This is a genomic window from Bradyrhizobium lupini, from assembly GCF_040939785.1.
Classification (GTDB): domain Bacteria; phylum Pseudomonadota; class Alphaproteobacteria; order Rhizobiales; family Xanthobacteraceae; genus Bradyrhizobium; species Bradyrhizobium canariense_D.
In genome coordinates this window covers 5,145,559-5,161,671 of sequence record NZ_CP162553.1, presented here as the reverse complement: position 1 = coordinate 5,161,671, position 16,113 = coordinate 5,145,559, and the positions used below count along the sequence as shown (strand labels likewise).

General features: G+C 64.2%; 18 protein-coding genes and 2 pseudogenes. 8 read left to right on the top strand and 12 right to left on the bottom strand.

The features are described from left to right. Window positions 1–85: 85 nt before the first annotated feature. On the bottom strand, window positions 86–2,773 hold the full coding sequence (locus AB3L03_RS24510; RefSeq protein ID WP_368507145.1) for an EAL domain-containing protein: 2,688 nt from the start codon (window positions 2,771–2,773) through the stop codon (window positions 86–88). A gap of 202 nt (window positions 2,774–2,975) precedes the next feature. Here AB3L03_RS24510 and AB3L03_RS24505 point away from each other — a divergent pair, with 202 nt between their 5' ends. Further along, window positions 2,976–4,079: an NAD(P)/FAD-dependent oxidoreductase gene (locus AB3L03_RS24505; protein ID WP_368507144.1), complete on the top strand. Its 1,104-nt coding sequence runs from the start codon at window positions 2,976–2,978 to the stop codon at window positions 4,077–4,079. 167 nt (window positions 4,080–4,246) lie between these two features. On the opposite strand, the gene AB3L03_RS24500 is transcribed toward AB3L03_RS24505, so the two are convergent. Together AB3L03_RS24500 and AB3L03_RS24495 are read right to left on the bottom strand one after the other, a co-directional pair. After that, window positions 4,247–4,426: a YdcH family protein gene (locus tag AB3L03_RS24500; protein WP_007596254.1), complete on the bottom strand. Its 180-nt coding sequence runs from the start codon at window positions 4,424–4,426 to the stop codon at window positions 4,247–4,249. A gap of 111 nt (window positions 4,427–4,537) precedes the next feature. Further along, window positions 4,538–4,684, bottom strand: a complete 147-nt coding sequence (locus AB3L03_RS24495; protein ID WP_240543946.1) for a hypothetical protein — start codon at window positions 4,682–4,684, stop codon at window positions 4,538–4,540. A 69-nt stretch (window positions 4,685–4,753) separates the two neighbouring features. On the opposite strand from AB3L03_RS24495, the pseudogene AB3L03_RS24490 reads away from it, so the two are divergent. The 3 genes and pseudogenes from AB3L03_RS24490 (at window position 4,754) to AB3L03_RS24480 (ending at window position 5,573) form a co-directional block, all read left to right on the top strand. Further along, window positions 4,754–4,961, top strand: a pseudogene (locus AB3L03_RS24490) (YdcH family protein). A gap of 119 nt (window positions 4,962–5,080) precedes the next feature. Beyond that, a complete protein-coding gene (locus AB3L03_RS24485) occupies window positions 5,081–5,299 on the top strand; it encodes a hypothetical protein (RefSeq protein ID WP_007614210.1) in 219 nt (72 codons plus the stop codon). 22 nt (window positions 5,300–5,321) lie between these two features. Continuing rightward, entirely contained in the window at window positions 5,322–5,573 is a 252-nt protein-coding gene (locus AB3L03_RS24480; protein ID WP_007614211.1) for a hypothetical protein, read from the top strand. Here AB3L03_RS24480 and AB3L03_RS24475 read toward each other — a convergent pair whose 3' ends face one another. After that, window positions 5,574–6,335, bottom strand: coding sequence for a GGDEF domain-containing protein (locus AB3L03_RS24475; protein WP_204512210.1), 762 nt, complete (start codon window positions 6,333–6,335; stop codon window positions 5,574–5,576). It abuts the gene before it with no gap. A gap of 141 nt (window positions 6,336–6,476) precedes the next feature. On the opposite strand from AB3L03_RS24475, the gene purE reads away from it, so the two are divergent. Both purE and AB3L03_RS24465 read left to right on the top strand, forming a co-directional pair. Further along, entirely contained in the window at window positions 6,477–6,965 is a 489-nt protein-coding gene (gene purE, locus AB3L03_RS24470) for a 5-(carboxyamino)imidazole ribonucleotide mutase (RefSeq protein ID WP_007614214.1), read from the top strand. Further along, window positions 6,962–8,068 carry a 5-(carboxyamino)imidazole ribonucleotide synthase gene (locus AB3L03_RS24465; protein ID WP_368507143.1) on the top strand — a complete coding sequence of 369 codons (1,107 nt, stop codon included), beginning with the start codon at window positions 6,962–6,964 and terminating at the stop codon, window positions 8,066–8,068. The genes purE and AB3L03_RS24465 overlap by 4 nt, the downstream gene beginning before the upstream one ends. Before the next feature lie 36 nt (window positions 8,069–8,104). Here AB3L03_RS24465 and aqpZ read toward each other — a convergent pair whose 3' ends face one another. After that, window positions 8,105–8,827 carry an aquaporin Z gene (gene aqpZ / locus AB3L03_RS24460; protein ID WP_368507142.1) on the bottom strand — a complete coding sequence of 241 codons (723 nt, stop codon included), beginning with the start codon at window positions 8,825–8,827 and terminating at the stop codon, window positions 8,105–8,107. Window positions 8,828–9,087: 260 nt separating this feature from the next. On the opposite strand from aqpZ, the gene rpsU reads away from it, so the two are divergent. Together rpsU and AB3L03_RS24450 are read left to right on the top strand one after the other, a co-directional pair. Next, window positions 9,088–9,402 (top strand): 30S ribosomal protein S21, encoded by a 315-nt coding sequence (gene rpsU, locus AB3L03_RS24455; protein WP_007614218.1) that lies wholly within the window; start codon window positions 9,088–9,090, stop codon window positions 9,400–9,402. 125 nt (window positions 9,403–9,527) lie between these two features. After that, window positions 9,528–10,178 carry a tetratricopeptide repeat protein gene (locus AB3L03_RS24450; RefSeq protein WP_204512212.1) on the top strand — a complete coding sequence of 217 codons (651 nt, stop codon included), beginning with the start codon at window positions 9,528–9,530 and terminating at the stop codon, window positions 10,176–10,178. A 27-nt stretch (window positions 10,179–10,205) separates the two neighbouring features. Here AB3L03_RS24450 and AB3L03_RS24445 read toward each other — a convergent pair whose 3' ends face one another. From AB3L03_RS24445 to AB3L03_RS24415, 7 genes and pseudogenes are all read right to left on the bottom strand, one after another. Beyond that, entirely contained in the window at window positions 10,206–11,168 is a 963-nt protein-coding gene (locus AB3L03_RS24445; protein ID WP_368507141.1) for a hypothetical protein, read from the bottom strand. A gap of 92 nt (window positions 11,169–11,260) precedes the next feature. Further along, a complete protein-coding gene (locus AB3L03_RS24440; protein WP_018453817.1) occupies window positions 11,261–11,545 on the bottom strand; it encodes a cupin domain-containing protein in 285 nt (94 codons plus the stop codon). 34 nt (window positions 11,546–11,579) lie between these two features. Beyond that, window positions 11,580–11,835, bottom strand: a pseudogene (locus tag AB3L03_RS24435) (ionic transporter y4hA); the annotation flags it as partial. A gap of 108 nt (window positions 11,836–11,943) precedes the next feature. Beyond that, the gene (locus AB3L03_RS24430; RefSeq protein ID WP_085349149.1) at window positions 11,944–13,425 is read right to left on the bottom strand and encodes a sodium:proton antiporter; all 1,482 of its coding nucleotides are present in this window, start codon (window positions 13,423–13,425) and stop codon (window positions 11,944–11,946) included. Next, complete coding sequence (locus AB3L03_RS24425) at window positions 13,379–14,176, bottom strand: alpha/beta hydrolase (RefSeq protein WP_085349148.1); 798 nt, start codon at window positions 14,174–14,176, stop codon at window positions 13,379–13,381. The genes AB3L03_RS24430 and AB3L03_RS24425 overlap by 47 nt, the downstream gene beginning before the upstream one ends. A gap of 170 nt (window positions 14,177–14,346) precedes the next feature. Then, a complete protein-coding gene (locus AB3L03_RS24420; RefSeq protein WP_085349147.1) occupies window positions 14,347–15,744 on the bottom strand; it encodes an NAD(P)(+) transhydrogenase (Re/Si-specific) subunit beta in 1,398 nt (465 codons plus the stop codon). Between the two features lie 42 nt (window positions 15,745–15,786). Then, the gene (locus tag AB3L03_RS24415; protein WP_018453812.1) at window positions 15,787–16,104 is read right to left on the bottom strand and encodes a proton-translocating transhydrogenase family protein; all 318 of its coding nucleotides are present in this window, start codon (window positions 16,102–16,104) and stop codon (window positions 15,787–15,789) included. Between the last annotated feature and the right edge of the window lie 9 nt (window positions 16,105–16,113).

Here is a 16,113-nt window from a genome sequence, read left to right as displayed (position 1 = left end):
CGATGAAAATCGGAACGGGGCTCTAGATTCTGATTTGGCGCGTTTTCTTGACGCGAACCCGCATCCGCTGCGCTCGAAAAACGCTCTAGCCGGTCTTGAGCGCAAGCTCCATGACTTCGGCACGACCGACGAGGCCGGCATATTTCCCGATCGGCAGTGGCTTGCCGAGCAGATAGCCCTGCACGCCGTCACAGCCTTCCGCGGCGAGGAAGGCGAGTTGTTCCAGCGTCTCGACGCCCTCGGCGACGATCGACATTTCCAGGCCATGGCCGAGATCGATCACCGCGCGCACGATCGCCGCCGATTGCGGGTTGCGGCCGAGATTGATGATGAACGCGCGGTCGATCTTGATCTTGTCGAACGGGAACGCCTGGAGATAGCTCAGCGAGGAATAACCGCTGCCGAAATCGTCCATGGAGATGCGCACGCCGAGCGCCTTGAGCCGGCGCAGCAGCGCCAGACCGCGATCGAAGTCCTCGATCAGCACGCCCTCGGTGATCTCGAGTTCGAGCCGACCGGGTGCGAGACCCGTCTCGAGCAGGATGGAATGCACGAGCCCGACCACGTCGCCGTGCATGAACTGCGCCGGCGACAGGTTGACCGCGATCTGAAGCGGCTTCGGCCAGGACGCGGCCTCGCGGCAGGCTTCGCGCAGGATCCACTCGCCCATCTCGACGATCAGGCCGCTTTCCTCCGCGATCGGGATGAATTCGGCCGGAGAGACTTGGCCGCGCACCGGATGCTGCCAGCGCGCCAGCGCCTCGAAGCCGATGATCTCGCTCTCGGCGACGCTATGGCCCGCTGCTCCCTGCGGCTGGAAGGCGAGCGAGAGCTCGCCGTTCTTGATCGCCATCGAGAGATCCTGGTGCAGCACGCGGCGATCGCGGATCTGCTGGTCCATCTCCGGCTGGAACAGGCTGATCGTGCCGCGCGACTTCTGCTTGGCGCGGAACAGCGCCGCGCCGGCATTGGCGAGCAACGAGGCGGCGTCGGCGCCGTTGTGCGGGAAGATCGACATGCCGGTGGTGACGCCGGCGCGGACCGGGCGGCCGTCGATCTGGAATTCCTTAGCGACGGCATCACCGATCTGCTGCGCCAGCGCGAGACCTGCATCCGGCTGCTTACCGTCGATGATCAGGCCGAACTCGTCGCCGGACAGGCGCGCCACCACGCCGCCGCGCGCGGAGTCCTGGAGCCGCTGGGCCACCTCGACCAGGAGCTTGTCGCCGTGCGCATGACCGAAGACGTCGTTGACCTCCTTGAGACCGTCGAGATCGACGCACAGAACCGCGAACTCCTCGCCGGTGCCCTCGCAGGCCTCGATCATCTGGGTCAACGCCTGCAGGAAAGCGGCACGGTTCGGCAAATCGGTGAGGCCGTCGTGATAGGCCATGTGCGCCATGCGCGACTCGGTCTGCCGGCGATCGGTGACGTCCTCGTGGGTCTTGATCAGATATTGCGGCTCCCCGGTGTCGCCCAGCACGGTGGCGCGGCGGGTGAGGAACAGCCGCAGCCCGTCCTTGGTGGAGATCGGGTGCTCTTCGGTGATCATCCCACGCTTCTTGATCGCGGCTTCGTCGCGCGCGATGATCAGCTTGGCTTCCTTGGGATTGAAGATGTCGGACGCGGTCAGGCCTGTGGCTTCCTCGCGCCTGCGGTTGAGGATCGTCTCGGCGCTGCGGTTGGCGAGCAGGTAGCGGCCGTCCTTGACCTGCTCGACGATCAGGGCCACCGGGATGTTGTCGACCACGAGCTCGAGGAACTTCTTCGTGCTCTCCAGCTCCTTCGACAGCGAGCGGCGATCGGTGATGTCCTCGAACACGAGCATCAGGAATTCGGGCTTGTTGCTCTCGTTGCGGACAACGATCCGGATCGAGGCAACCATGCGTCGCTCACCGGCGCGGTCGACCTCGAATTCGTTGCGAAACTGGCCGTCCGGCGAATCGAGTGCCGTGCGGTCGGTCGCCTCGATGCTGTCCGCCGAGATCGGCGCAAACAGCTCGCGCGCGTTCTTGCCGACGACATGGTCGCGCGAGAAGCCCCAGAACCGCTCATAGGCGCTGTTGGCGAAGATGTAGCGACCATCCTCGATGTTCTTTGCGGCCACGCAGGCCGGCACGTTGTCCAGCACCGTTTCCAGGAACTGCTTGGTGGAGGCGAGCTGCCGCGACAGCCTGCGCTGCTCGCTGACGTCCAGATGCGTCGTCACCGAGCCGCCGTTGGGCAGCACGAAATATTTCACCAGGATGGCCCGCCCGTCCGGCAGTTCGGTGATCAAGCCGTTGGTGCTTGCCGCCTTCTCGTAGAACTCGTCGTTGGAGGCGGCGCCGAGCACCCCGCGCTTGCGTCGCAGCTCAAGGAGTTCGTAGCCGTTCATGTTGGCCCAGAGATCCGACCGCGCCAGGCCGTAAATCTCGATATAGCGGTCGTTGCAGAAGATGACGCGCCGCTGCGCATCCGTCATCACCACGCCCTGGTTGAGATTGTTCATGGCGGAGGAGACGAAGGCATTGCGCCGCAGCTGCAGACGCCTGGTCCGGCGCAGCGAGGAATGGATCCACAGCGCGATCGCGGCGAAGAACGAACAGATCACAATTCCCGCGATCAGGGCTTCCCAGATCACGTTGGGATCAAGCTCGCCGAGATAGCTCGGAGGGGTGAAGCTGTCTGAGAGGGCAAAGGCGCGCGCAGGCGCGACCGCTGCGGCCAGGCACACGACGGCCTGCACCGCAATCGGAAGCGCGCTGCCCGCGTGCCAGTTCTTCTCAGCCATCAGCCACCCGCGATTTCAACGTCGGATTGTCTGGCCTCGCGAGTTTGGATCGGGTAAACGCCTGTACGCGCAACGGAACAATGTGGCATCAAATACGGCAATTGCCCTGACATGATAAATGCTTCCTTAACGGAAAAAGCCCCCGCGCCGCCCTCCCCAGGCGTGGGGCCATCGTCGCTTCGAGCGGACGTCCTGCACGACCATGGATAGGGTGGACTGCGTCGTCATCGGAGCCGGCGTGATCGGGCTCGCGGTGGCTCGAAAGCTGGCGCAAGCCGGGCGCGAGGTGATCGTGCTCGAGCAAGCCGAGGCCATCGGCACCATCACCTCCTCGCGCAACAGCGAGGTGATCCATGCCGGCATCTACTACCGCGCCGGAAGCTGGATGGCGCGCATGTGCGTCGACGGCAAGCACGCGCTCTATCGTTACTGTTCCGAGCGCGGCATCCCGCACAGGAATTGCGGCAAGCTGATCGTCGCGACCAATCCGAAAGAGACCGAGAAGCTGCAATCGATCAAGGCGCATGCCGAGGCCAACGGCGTGCTCGACATGCAGTTGCTCACGGGTGATGCGGCACGTGCGCTGGAGCCGGCGCTCGCCTGTGACGCCGCGCTGCTGTCGCCGTCGACCGGCATCATCGACAGCCACGCCTACATGCTCTCGCTGCGCGGCGAAGCCGAGGACGCGGGCGCGGCCTTCGCGTTTCACACCCCGCTGATCCGTGCCAAGGCGACCGCCGGCGTCATCGAGATCGAGGCGGGCGGCGAAGCGCCGATGACGCTGCAATGCAGCCTCCTCGTCAACGCCGCCGGGCTCTCGGCGACCACCGTGGCGCGCAACATCGAGGGCATGCCGCTGGAACGGATCCCGACGGCCTACCTCGCCAAGGGAAACTACTTCAGCTGCAATGCTAGGGCGCCGTTCTCGCGCCTGATCTATCCGGTGCCCGAGCCCGGTGGCCTAGGGATGCATCTGACGCTGGACATGGCCGGGCAGGCCCGTTTCGGCCCTGACGTCGAGTGGATCGAGACGATCGACTATGAGGTCGACCCGTCACGCGCCGAGCGCTTCTACCCGGCGATCCGCAAATACTGGCCGACGTTGCCTGACGGTGCTCTCATGCCGAGCTATTCGGGCATCCGCCCGAAGATCGTGCCGCCGGCGGTGGCCACGCAGGATTTCTTGATGCAGGGCCCGCGCGATCACGGCGTCGAAGGCCTGATCAATCTGTTCGGCATCGAGTCGCCCGGATTGACGTCATCGCTCGCGATCGCGGATCACGTCGCCGAGCTCGCAAACATCTAGTGGTTTAAAGCGAATTGGATTCCGGTTGCGCGTAAAGAACTGCGTCCAGACAAGACGCTGGAGCCGCGCAAATCCTTGCACGCTGCGCGCCTTGCAGCAGGGATGAGCGCAAAGGCTCCCATTCCTGCCTGAAAGGGTGCGATCAACTCTACGCTGTTACGGGGTTACTAGTGGAGCGTGTCGCCGTGCCTGAGACGCTCGATCTGGTCCTTGACCATCAACTTCCGGCGCTTCAACTCAACAATTTGCAGGTCGTCTGTTGAAAGGTGCACGAGAGCTTCGTGCAATTCGTTTTCGAGAGTTTTGTGCTTCCGTTCCAATTCAACCAGATGTGCCTGAATTGTCATTCGAAACCTCCTCGGTAGGGGTGAACCTTGGATTCGACCGGACGAGGAAGTGTACATCACCGATTTGTTCTGTCGATGGATATCAGTCGTCGCGCTGTCATTTTTAGAAATTCATATGTAACGAAGCGTGAGTAAGGGAACCACGCGGGAAAAATCCGTGATATCAATGCGCTTGCGCAACGCCGGAGCGACCGCAGAAATATCTCGCGGGAGATCGGCGCGCGACAGCCCGAGATCGCTTGCGATCACGGCGCGCAAGGACGATAGTTTCCACAGGGCATCCACAGCCTTAATCTCACGCCTATCGGTTTTTCGGCCACCGCAGACATGACCAATGAAGATGCGCGCGAACTCAGAATCCGAGCTCGCCCGGTTGCACCAGGAACACCGAGATCTCGATGTGGCGATCGATGCACTGCATCAATCGCCCGCCCCCGACCTGTTGCGGTTACAGCGGTTGAAGAAACGCAAGCTGTTGTTGCGTGACCGTATCGCGTTCATCGAAGACCAGATCACGCCCGACATCATCGCCTGATCCACGGGTAGAACTTTACGGCGGCCCCGCCGCACGTAAATCCGCTTGACTCGAAAGGAACAAAATAAGAACATTTGAGCACCCAACACCCCCGGGGAAACCGTCTAAGGAAAATGCAGATGTCGGCAACCGCCCTTCTCGACAACAGCCATTATGAACAAGCCTGCGATCAGGCGATCGCGATGTGCGACGGCAATCTGCGCAGCACCATCAAGGCGCTGATCATGGCCAATGAATATCTGGAGGCCGAGCTGGAAGAATTGCAGGCGGCGGTTTCCGCAGGCTGCATTCCGGAGACCTCGCGCAGCAAGATGCGGAGCAAGAGCAGCGCCGCCTGACTGTCAGCTATCGGAGCCGACCATGTCCGATGTCACCTATTACGTTGCATTACCTTTCCTGACCGACGAGGACGGATCGCCGGTCGCGGGTGCGGCCGAGGAATGCCAGAGCGCGGCGGCCGCGCTACGGCGCGCCGAGATTATGTCGCACGGCGCCGGCCACACCGGCGCGGTCGCGTTCAGCCGCAGCGGCGATCCCATGACCGGCGAATTCGGGGACGCAAAACTGCTCCGCAGCTTCGGCGACGTACCGAAAGACCTCGGCACGCTTTAACTAGCTGCTGACGAGCCTGATGTGCGGCTCGTGCCGCCGGTGCGCCTTGCGCACATACATCGCGGCATCGGCCTCCTCCAGGGCGCGCGTGGCGTCGGATTGCACTCCGAGCAGGGCGACGCCGGCGGAAGCGCCCGCGCTCACGTGCTGGCCGCGAAAGACAAAGGACAATTCGTCGATGGCCTGCTCGAAAGCCGCGGCCTTCGCCTTGGCGTCGGTCTCGCTGAGATTCCAGAGCAGCAGCGCGAACTCGTCGCCGCCGAGCCGGCCGACCACGTCCGAAGCGCGGATCTGCCGCGTCAGCGTGGTGGCAATCGCCTTCAGGACCTCGTCGCCGGCCGCATGGCCGAAGGAATCGTTGATCGGCTTCAACCGATCGACGTCGAGCACGATCAGCGCCCCGCTGGCGCGGTAGCGCTTCATGTAGGCGACGGCGCGGGCGAGCTCGCGTTCGAAGCCGCGCCGGTTCGGAATTTCGAGCAGGAAATCGGTGTCGGCAGCCGCCTCGAGCTCCGCGACCCGCCGCAGCGCCCCCTTGAGCTTGCTCCGGAGCTCGCGGATGGTCGCGTTGATGGCCGGCTCGATGGCCGCTTTGGCCCCGTCATCGGCAGACGCTGCCCGCTGCGACGGCCTGGTCGGACGCCGCGCCGGACCCTTGATCCGACGCTTGGCCGGACGCTTGAGAGCAACTTTGGAGCGGCCGGCACTGGCCTTCGGGCCCTTTTTGGCCTTCGCAGCGCTTGCCCTTTTTGGTTTCTTCATGGGCATCCTGCTCAATGAAGGCTTGCGGGGTTTCACCAAGACAGGATAGTTCATTCCCTTCTCCTTGCCACCGCCTTGCGAGCCACCGGCCGGAACCTTTAGTCTGGCCTATCTTTCTGTTTTTCGAGAACAATTCACGTCATGACCGCGCCGATCGCCATCATCATGGGAAGCCAGTCGGACTGGGACACGATGCGGCATGCCGCCGACACGCTCGCAGGGCTCGGCGTTGCCGCCGACACCCGCATCGTTTCGGCCCACCGCACCCCCGACCGGCTGTTTACGTTCGCCAAAGGCGCCAAGACGGCTGGTTACAAGGTCATCATCGCCGGCGCGGGTGGCGCAGCCCACCTGCCCGGCATGGCGGCGGCTCTGACGGAATTGCCCGTGTTCGGCGTCCCCATCGAATCCAGGACGCTCAAGGGCATCGATTCGCTCTATTCGATCGTCCAGATGCCCGCAGGCATCCCGGTCGGCACCCTCGCCATCGGCAAGGCGGGCGCCATCAATGCGGCGTTGCTGGCGGCGGCCGTGCTGGCCTTGTCCGACCCGGCCTTGTCCGATCGCCTCGCCGCCTGGCGCAAGGCGCAGACCGAGGCCGTGGCCGAGCGCCCGGAGGACAAGGCGTGACTGACGCAAAGCAGGTGAAGCTGAAGCCCGGCGACACCATTGGCATCCTCGGCGGCGGACAATTGGGGCGGATGCTGGCCATGGCGGCGGCCCGGCTTGGCCTGCGCTGCCAGGTGTTCTCGCCCGATCCGGACTCACCGGCCTTCGACGTCGTCCTGAATGCGACCTGCGCCGAATATGCCGATGTCGAAGCACTCGAGCTGTTCGCCAACGACGTCGACGTCATCACCTACGAATTTGAGAACGTGCCGTCCGCGGCCGCGATGGTGCTGGATGCGCGCCGCCCGGTGCTGCCCAACCGCAAGATCCTCGAGACCACCCAGGACCGGCTCGCCGAGAAGGATTTCGTGACGCGGCTGGGCATCGGCACCGCAGCCTACGCCGACGTCACCTCGGTCCCGTCATTGCGCGAGGCGATCGCCAGGATCGGCCTTCCGGCGGTGCTGAAGACCCGTCGCTTCGGCTATGACGGCAAGGGCCAGGCCGTCATCCGCGAGGGCGACGACGTCGCGAAAGTGTGGACCAGTCTCGCCACCAAATCGGCCATCCTGGAAGCCTTCGTGCCGTACGAGCGTGAGATTTCCGTGATCGCCGCCCGCTCGGCCACAGGCCAGGTCGAGTGTTTCGACGTCACCGAAAACGAGCACCGCGACCACATCCTGAAGATCTCCCGTGCGCCCGCCCGGATCCCGGACGTGCTCGCCGAGGAAGCGCGCAGTATCGCCGGCAAGATCGCGGGCGCGCTCGATTATGTCGGCGTGCTTGCCGTCGAGATGTTCGTGCTCGCCAACGGCACCGGACCCAAGGTGCTGGTCAACGAGATCGCTCCGCGCGTGCACAATTCCGGACATTGGACGCTCGACGGTGCGTCCGTCTCGCAGTTCGAGCAGCACATCCGCGCCATTGCCGGCTGGCCCCTCGGCAAGCCCGTGCGCCACGGCGAAGTCGTCACCATGACCAATCTGATCGGCGACGAGATCAACGAATATGACAAGTGGTTGAGCGTCGCGGGCGCAACGGTGCACATCTACGGCAAGGGCGCGCCGCGTCCGGGCCGCAAGATGGGACATGTCACCGAAGTGCGACCCACGACCGGCAAATAACGGGACCGCGGCGCATGCCGCGATCCCGCTTTGCAGTTATGCCTTCTTCGCGCCCGCGACGACGCCAGTGGGCTCTTCGCTGAGCCAACGATAGATCACCCCGCCCAGCGCGCCGCCGATCAGTGGCGCAACCCAGAACAACCAGAGCTGCGACAGCGCCCAGCCGCCGACGAACAGCGCGGGCCCCGTGCTACGCGCCGGGTTCACGGAGGTGTTGGTGACGGGGATGCTGACGAGATGGATCATCACCAGCGCGAGCCCGATCGCCAGCGGCGCAAAGCCGGCGGGCGCGCGGCCGTGAGTCGCGCCCATGATGATGAACAGGAACATCATGGTCATGACCACCTCGGTGAGGAAGCACACGATCATGCTGTACTGGCCGGGAGAATGGGCATCGTACCCGTTGGACGCGAACCCCTTGCTGACGTCGAAGCCGGGAGCTCCGCTTGCGATGACGTAGAGCAGCCACGCGGCCACGATCGCGCCGGCGACCTGCGCAATCACATAAGGCAGGATCTGTCCGGCCGGAAAACGTCCGCCGGCGGCAAGACCGACAGTGACGGCCGGATTGAGATGACAGCCTGAGATGTGGCCGATCGCATAGGCCATGGTGACCACGCTCAGTCCGAATGCGAGGGAGACACCGACCAGACCGATGCCAACCTGCGGAAAGCCGGCTGCGATCACCGCACTTCCGCAACCTGCGAATGTGAGCCAAAAGGTACCGATAGCTTCGGCCGCGTACTTCTTCATATCCATGTGTCGTCCCCTGCTTTCAAAGATTCCGGAACAAAGCTCCGGAAACGGCCCCACCCTTGGCGTCAAATCTCCCAAATCAGGGCCGCGCAGAGGTATTTTGCCTCATTTAATGGCTGAACTTGGCCCGAAAACCCGCTTGGCCGGTGGACATCCCAAGTTTTGTCTGATACATCCGCGCCCTCAAGGTCAAGGGCTTGTGCGTTTCGCCATCCCCTTTGACTTACCAGAATTCAAATCCGATCCACTGAAGAGGATGCCGCGTGCAGGTTCTCGTTCGCGATAACAATGTCGATCAAGCCCTCAAGGCGCTGAAGAAGAAGATGCAGCGCGAGGGTATTTTCCGCGAGATGAAGCTCCGCGGTCACTACGAAAAGCCCTCCGAGAAGAAGGCCCGTGAAAAGGCCGAAGCCGTGCGTCGCGCACGCAAGCTGGCCCGCAAGAAGCTGCAGCGCGAAGGCCTGCTGCCGATGAAGCCGAAGCCGGTGTTCGGTGCTGGCCCCGGCGGTGATCGTGGCGGTCGCGGCGGCCCGGGTGCAGGCGCAGGTGCAAGTGCTGGTCCGCGCGGACCGCGCTGATTTACCCGACTTGAGAGATTTCAGTTTTCGATGACGCGGGCCCCTGGCCCGCGTTATTGTTTTGTGAGCGGTGCCTTGCTGGGATGGGGCACTACCGATGCGGCACCAGCGCGAGCGAACCGTAGATGGCCTCCCCTCTCCCCAAGCGCGGCTTGGCGCGGCTACGGCAGATCTTGCAGCAGCCGTTTGCGCTGGCCTTGATGGGGATTTCGCTATGCGGCTGCTCCTTCGACCTGGGGTCGCTGACGCCGGAGAAGGAGAAGCCGCAGGAGGCACCCAAGGCGGCCACGACCGCTGAGAACGTGGTCAGCGCCGTCAATGTCAGCGAAGCCCAGGCCCATACGGCAAAGGCCCAGGCTCTGGCAAAGTCCGGCGAGACGGCGGCCGCGCTCGATGAATTCAATCACGCGGTCGGACTCGATCCCTACAATGCGCAGGCGCTCTATGGCCGCGCCCTGATCTACCAGGGCAAGAACCAGCACGACTTCGCCATCGCCGATTTCAGTGCCGCGAGCGGCCTTAACCCGCAGAAGGTCGAGCCGCTGCTCGGCCGCGCCACCAGTTATCTCGCCCTCGGCAAGGTCAAGGAGGCCGCGGCCGATCTGGATGAGGCTTCCGAGGCCGATCCCCACAATGCCCAAGTCTGGACCATACGCGGGCAAGCCTATGAACGGCTGGGCGACAGGACCAAGGCGGCGGCGTCCTACACCAAGGCGGTCTCGCTTCGCCCACGCGACGACGCCGCCCGCAGCGGCCTCGCCCGCGTCGGCGGCTGACGAGTCTGGCGCCGCGCAGGCGCCGTCTTAATCCGGGGTGACGCTCTTCGGCAGAACGGAGTGGAACATGGACTTAACGCCCGACAGCATGTCGTCGGCGACATTGGTCTTCGGCCGCGGCATCGACGCGCCGGCATCGGCGCGCAGATCGAGCGGGGGCGCAATCATCGGGACCGGAATATCAGCCGGCGGCGTCAGCCGATCTGGGTTCTCGTTGCCGACCGACGCCGTGTAGGGCGGGCTCGGCTGCGACGAGCCGCCATTGCCATAGGCCTCGGCTGCGGGTGTCGAGACCGTGATCGGCGGCGGCAACGGACGCACCGATGACGTATCCACGGGAATGATACGCGGGGCCTCCGGAGTGCGGGCGGCTTCACGCACCGCAGGCTCCTGAGTCTTCTCGGGCGCCTTGGTCTCGGAAGACTTATTGTCGGAAGCCTTTGTGTCGGCAGCCTTTGTGTCGGAAGCTTTGGCCTCAGCCGCTTTGCTCTCAGGCGACTTGCGCAGGCGCTCGATCGCGGCGCGCACGAGATCGTTGGCGTCGGGGGTTGCGGCCGGCGCGGCAGCAGCGGGCGCCGAATTGGCCTCCACCACCGGGGTGGCGGGAGCGGCTGCACTGACGGCCGGCGTGGACTTGGCGACTGCCTTCTCGCGACCGGACGGCTTGCCGCGCGGGGCGGCCTCGGCCGGTGCCACGTCCGCCGTCGAGGTCTTCGACTCCGCGCCCGGATGATCGGCAGCCTTCTCGGCCGCCGGCTTGTCCGTCACGTTCTTCTCGGAGATGCCCTTGGCCTTGACGCCGGGCGCGGGGAGGTTGGCCACATCGGCGGGCTTGCCGTTCTTGCCGGCCTCGGCGGGCGCCATTACGGCCGCGGGCGCATCCGCCGCCGGCTTGGCGTTGATGTAATGATTAACGATATACGCCCCGATGATCGTTGCGAGCACCGAGGGGAAGATGTCCATCGAGATTTTAGCGATGTATTTCAGCATTCCGGCCACTCCCCGCGCGATCTGATGCGGGAACTTTGAGGCATAGTGAGGGATCAACTGCGACGGATCAATGGCAAAGGGGTACGCCGGACTTACGACTTCAGCTCAACCTCAAGGAACACGATCTCGGTTGCGGTTTCGTTAAGCACGTCGTGCTGGACGCCGGCCTTGCGAAAATAGGATTTCCCGGCCGCAAGCTGTGCTTTGGACCGCTCGCCATCGGGCGCCACGATGGTCATTTCCCCTCCGACCACGGGAACAATGACGTAGTCCATGCCATGGGTGTGATGCCCGGTGGCGCTGTTTGGCGCGAGCCGCCACTCGGTCACCCGAACCTGCTCATTGTCGACCTGAACCTCGGACTCGGCGGCAAGCATCGGAACTCTCCTGGGGCATATCCGGAAAACCGGTTCAGGGCACGAAAACCACGAACACGTAGACGGCAAATACCACCTTATGGACCAGCCCGAACAGGACATTGGTCCTGCCCGTACCGAAGGTCAGCATGCTCAGGAAGAAGGTCAGGAGCAAAGGCAGGCGGCGCGCCGATCCTGGCCGCGACGGCATCGACCACCAGCGAGAATTTCTTGGACAGCAACACGACCGCCAGCAGCGCAATCAGCAGCAGCACGACGCTGAGCACCAAGGCCCGGCCCGACAGATGCGCCTCGCACGGCCAGCGCCGGAAAGATCCAGGCCGATCGAGGTCGGATTGTGCGCGCTCATCCATCGGCTCCAATTGTCTCAGCCGAGCAGTAGCAATCGCGCGGCAGATTCAATGCCAGCGCAGGATCGGAGCGAACGGCAGCAGCGTCAGCAGCACGAACAGCGGGATCAGCACCGCGCTGGCGCGCAGGAAATAACCGAAGAAGCTCGGCATCTCGATGCCGTTCTCGCTGGCGATGCTGCTCACCATGAAATTCGGCGCATTGCCGATATAGGTAAGCGCGCCCATGTAGACTGCGCCCATGGAGATGGAGGCGAGCGTGCCCGAGAGTTCGTGCATCAGCACCTGCGGGTCGCCGCCGGCGAGCTCGAAGAACAACAGATAGGTCGGCGCATTGTCGAGGAACGCCGACATCAGACCGGTGAACCAGAAATAGGCAACCTCGCGCGGCGTGCCGTCCGGAGCGGTCACGGCCGACAACAGCCAGGCGAACGCGCCGTGATGGCCGGCATCGAGCATGGCGATGACCGGGATGATCGCGATGAAAATGCCGGCGAACAGCTTTGCGACTTCGCGGATCGGCTCCCAAGTGAAGCCGTTGGCCTGCCGGTGCTCGTCCGGCGTCAACCACACCGACAGGCCCGCTATGGCCAGCAGCGCCGCGTTGCGGGCGATATCTTCCAGCTCCAGCCTGGTTCCGAGAATGTCGAAAGCGATGCCGGGCTTCCACATCGCCGAGGCCAGCAGGCTCGCGACGATGGCTGCAATCAGCACCAGGTTGACGAGGCCGCGGATGCGGACCGGCTTCGCGGCGCCGGCGGCGCCGAGCAAGGGTTCGCTGCGGAAGCGCCAGACGTCGATGACGACGAAGATCGCGAGCAGCAGTCCGGCAACGATCGCCGTCTGCAGCCAGATGGTCCGCGTGGTCCAGAAGAAGTCGACACCATGCAGGAAGCCGACGAACAGCGGGGGATCGCCGAGCGGGCTCAGCGCGCCACCGACATTGGCGACCAGGATGATGAAGAAGATGACGACATGGGCGTTGTAGCGCCGCGGCCGGTTGGCGCGGATCAGAGGGCGGATCAGGATCATGGCCGCCCCCGTGGTGCCGACGACACTCGCCATCACCGTACCGAGCGCGAGGATGCCGGCATTTGATGCCGGCGTCGCCTTGATGTCGCCCGTCACGAGAATGCCGCCAGCCACGACATAGAGCGAGAACAGCAGCACGATGAAGCCGAGATATTCGGCGAGCATGGCGTGAACGAGCGCCGCCAACGTCGCCATGCTCCCGGCCAGGATGACGAGCGAGGCGAGTGCCAGCAGCGACCAGGCCGCGGCGATCTTGCCGTAATGATGGTGCCAGACTTTTGCAAACAGCAGCGGCCCGAGCGCGATCGACAGCAGGAGGCCGGCAAAGGGCAGCGCATACGGCCAGCGCATCGCCGCGCCGTCGAGCCCGGTCGCCGCCCATGCGTGCTGTGGCAACAACACGACGAGGATCGCGGCGATGAACCCGCTCGCGCGCCGAACGACAAGCCGTCTAGAAAGCAATGAAGTGCCTCGCCGTTTCAATCGCACCGAACGCATCGAGATTGTCGTGTCCACCGCCCGCAAAGCGAACGAACTCCTTCGGTTCGTGCGCAAGCGCGAACAGACGCTCTCCGAACACGATGGAAATGGCAAGGTCATCGGTGCCATGCATCACCAATAGCGGCACAGTGACGCGCGGGATGCGCTCGTCGGAATGAAATGGATCTCGCATCAGCAGGCGGACCGGAACGTACCAGAACGATGAAGCTGCAATATCGGCCGTCGATGTATAGGGCGCTTCCAGGATGAGTTTTCCAACACGATGCTCCGAGGCGATCGCGACCGCCACGCCGGTCCCGAGCGAAAAGCCCCACGCGACGATTCGCTCCGCCCCGTAGCGCGCGGTGGTGAAGGCGTAGGCGGCCGCGGCATCGCGCAGCAGGCCCGCCTCGCTCGGCGCCCCGCTCGAGCCGGCATAGCCGCGATAGGACAGCGCGACCAGGCCGGTGCCGTCCGCCGTCATGGCCTTGAGGCGGCTGACGCGACCGGCGAGATAATCGCCATTGCCCGGAAAATACAGGATCACGGGGCGGCCTGGCTTCGCCGGCACGTGCCAGACGATGACATTCTCGCCATCGGAGGTAGTCAGGACGTGCTCTTCGGCCTCGGGGAAGCCTGCGGCGTCCGGCGTGGTGCGACCGACGGGCGGGATCGGAAACAGCATCTCGCGCTGCCTGACATACAGCACGAGGAGACCGGCGCAATAGACGGTCACGAGCAGGATGGCGATCCATTTGACGATGGTCATGATGACGCGACCCGGCCCCTGTTCAGGGTTTGCACCGGCTCGGCAGCAATTTCATGACATCGCCCGAGGCGGGCCGGAACGTCACGGCAGCCGCACGCCGCCTGGTGAGCGGTGTGCCACGCGACGCGCTGCTCGCGCGTCGCATTGGCAATGGCCCGCTTGCCTCCGCGCTACATCGCCTTGACGATGTTCTCGGTGACCTTCTTGGCGTCGCCGAGCAGCATCATGGTGTTGTCGCGATAGAACAGCGGATTGTCGATGCCGGCATAGCCGGAAGCGAGCGAGCGCTTGATGAACATCACGGTGCCGGCCTTCCAGACCTGGAGCACCGGCATGCCGTAGATCGGCGAGGTCTTGTCCTCTTCGGCCGCCGGATTGGTGACGTCGTTGGCGCCGATCACGAAGGCGATATCGGCCTGCGCGAATTCGGAGTTGATGTCCTCGAGCTCGAACACCTCGTCATAGGGCACGTTGGCCTCGGCCAGCAGCACGTTCATGTGGCCGGGCATGCGGCCGGCGACCGGGTGAATGGCGTATTTCACCTCGACGCCTTCTTTCTTCAGGATGTCGCCCATTTCACGCAGCGCATGCTGAGCCTGTGCCACCGCCATGCCATAGCCGGGCACGATGATGACCTTCTGCGCGTTCTTCATGATGAAGGCTGCGTCGTCGGCCGAGCCGAGCTTGGCCGGCTTCTGCTCGCCGCCGCCACCGCCGGCCGCCGCGGTCTCGCCGCCGAAGCCGCCGAGAATGACCGAGATGAAGGAGCGGTTCATCGCGTGGCACATGATGTAGGACAGGATCGCGCCGCTTGATCCCACCAGCGCGCCGGTGATGATCAGCGCGGAATTGCCGAGGGTGAAGCCGATGCCGGCCGCGGCCCAGCCCGAGTACGAGTTAAGCATCGAAATCACGACCGGCATGTCGGCGCCGCCGATCGGGATGATCATGAGGACGCCGAGCGCCAGCGCGATGATGACGATCAGCCAGAAGTCGAGCGCGCTGCCCGTCATGACCAGCCCGACGATGAAGACGACGAGGGCGATCGCGAGCGCAATGTTGATGATGTGGCGGAACGGCAGGATGATCGGCGCACCGCTCATACGCGCGGACAGCTTCAGGAACGCGATCACCGAGCCGGTGAAGGTCAGCGCGCCGATGGCGACGCCGAGCGACATCTCGACCAGGCTCTGCGGATGGATGTTGCCGGGGCTGCCGATGTCGAAGGCCTCCGGCGCGTAGAACGCACCGGCGGCGACCAGCACCGCGGCCATACCGACCAGCGAATGGAACGCGGCGACCAGTTCCGGCATCGAGGTCATCGGCACCCGGCGGGCGATCACCGCACCGACGCTGCCGCCGATCGCGATGCCAAGGATCACGAGGATCCAGGCGAGGCCGTCCGCCGGCGGATGGCTGGCCAGCGTGGTGGCGACCGCGATCGCCATGCCGATCATGCCGAAGAAATTACCCTGCCGCGATGAGGCGGGGCTGGACAGCCCGCGCAGTGACAGGATGAACAGCACACCCGCCACGAGATACAGAACTGCAGCCAGATTGGCGTTCATCTCAGGTCCCCTTTGTCTTTGTCACCCCGAGGTGAACGCCGCTCACTTCACCTTCTTCTTGTACATCGCCAGCATGCGCTGGGTGACAAGGAAGCCGCCGAAGATATTCACGCAGGCGAAAATGAGCGCGATGAAGCCGAAGCCGCGCGCCCAGCCCGAGCCGCTCGAGATCATGCCGACCCCGACCGCGAGCAGCGCACCGACCACGATCACCGAGGAGATCGCATTGGTCACGCTCATCAGCGGCGTATGCAGCGCCGGGGTCACCGACCACACCACGAAATAGCCGACGAAGACGGCGAGAACGAAGATCGACAGCCGGAAGACGAAGGGGTCGACGACCTGTGCAACATGCTCCATGGCGGCTCT

Coding starts and splice junctions, on each gene's coding strand:
- AB3L03_RS24510 (WP_368507145.1), bottom strand. CDS start 2,773: ATGGCTGAGAAGAACTGGCACGCGGGCAGCGCGCTTCCGATTGCGGTG.
- AB3L03_RS24505 (WP_368507144.1), top strand. CDS start 2,976: ATGGATAGGGTGGACTGCGTCGTCATCGGAGCCGGCGTGATCGGGCTC.
- AB3L03_RS24500 (WP_007596254.1), bottom strand. CDS start 4,426: ATGACAATTCAGGCACATCTGGTTGAATTGGAACGGAAGCACAAAACT.
- AB3L03_RS24485 (WP_007614210.1), top strand. CDS start 5,081: ATGTCGGCAACCGCCCTTCTCGACAACAGCCATTATGAACAAGCCTGC.
- AB3L03_RS24480 (WP_007614211.1), top strand. CDS start 5,322: ATGTCCGATGTCACCTATTACGTTGCATTACCTTTCCTGACCGACGAG.
- AB3L03_RS24475 (WP_204512210.1), bottom strand. CDS start 6,335: ATGAAGAAACCAAAAAGGGCAAGCGCTGCGAAGGCCAAAAAGGGCCCG.
- purE (WP_007614214.1), top strand. CDS start 6,477: ATGACCGCGCCGATCGCCATCATCATGGGAAGCCAGTCGGACTGGGAC.
- aqpZ (WP_368507142.1), bottom strand. CDS start 8,827: ATGGATATGAAGAAGTACGCGGCCGAAGCTATCGGTACCTTTTGGCTC.
- AB3L03_RS24450 (WP_204512212.1), top strand. CDS start 9,528: ATGGCCTCCCCTCTCCCCAAGCGCGGCTTGGCGCGGCTACGGCAGATC.
- AB3L03_RS24445 (WP_368507141.1), bottom strand. CDS start 11,168: ATGCTGAAATACATCGCTAAAATCTCGATGGACATCTTCCCCTCGGTG.
- AB3L03_RS24440 (WP_018453817.1), bottom strand. CDS start 11,545: ATGCTTGCCGCCGAGTCCGAGGTTCAGGTCGACAATGAGCAGGTTCGG.
- AB3L03_RS24430 (WP_085349149.1), bottom strand. CDS start 13,425: ATGCGTTCGGTGCGATTGAAACGGCGAGGCACTTCATTGCTTTCTAGA.
- AB3L03_RS24425 (WP_085349148.1), bottom strand. CDS start 14,176: ATGACCATCGTCAAATGGATCGCCATCCTGCTCGTGACCGTCTATTGC.
- AB3L03_RS24420 (WP_085349147.1), bottom strand. CDS start 15,744: ATGAACGCCAATCTGGCTGCAGTTCTGTATCTCGTGGCGGGTGTGCTG.
- AB3L03_RS24415 (WP_018453812.1), bottom strand. CDS start 16,104: ATGGAGCATGTTGCACAGGTCGTCGACCCCTTCGTCTTCCGGCTGTCG.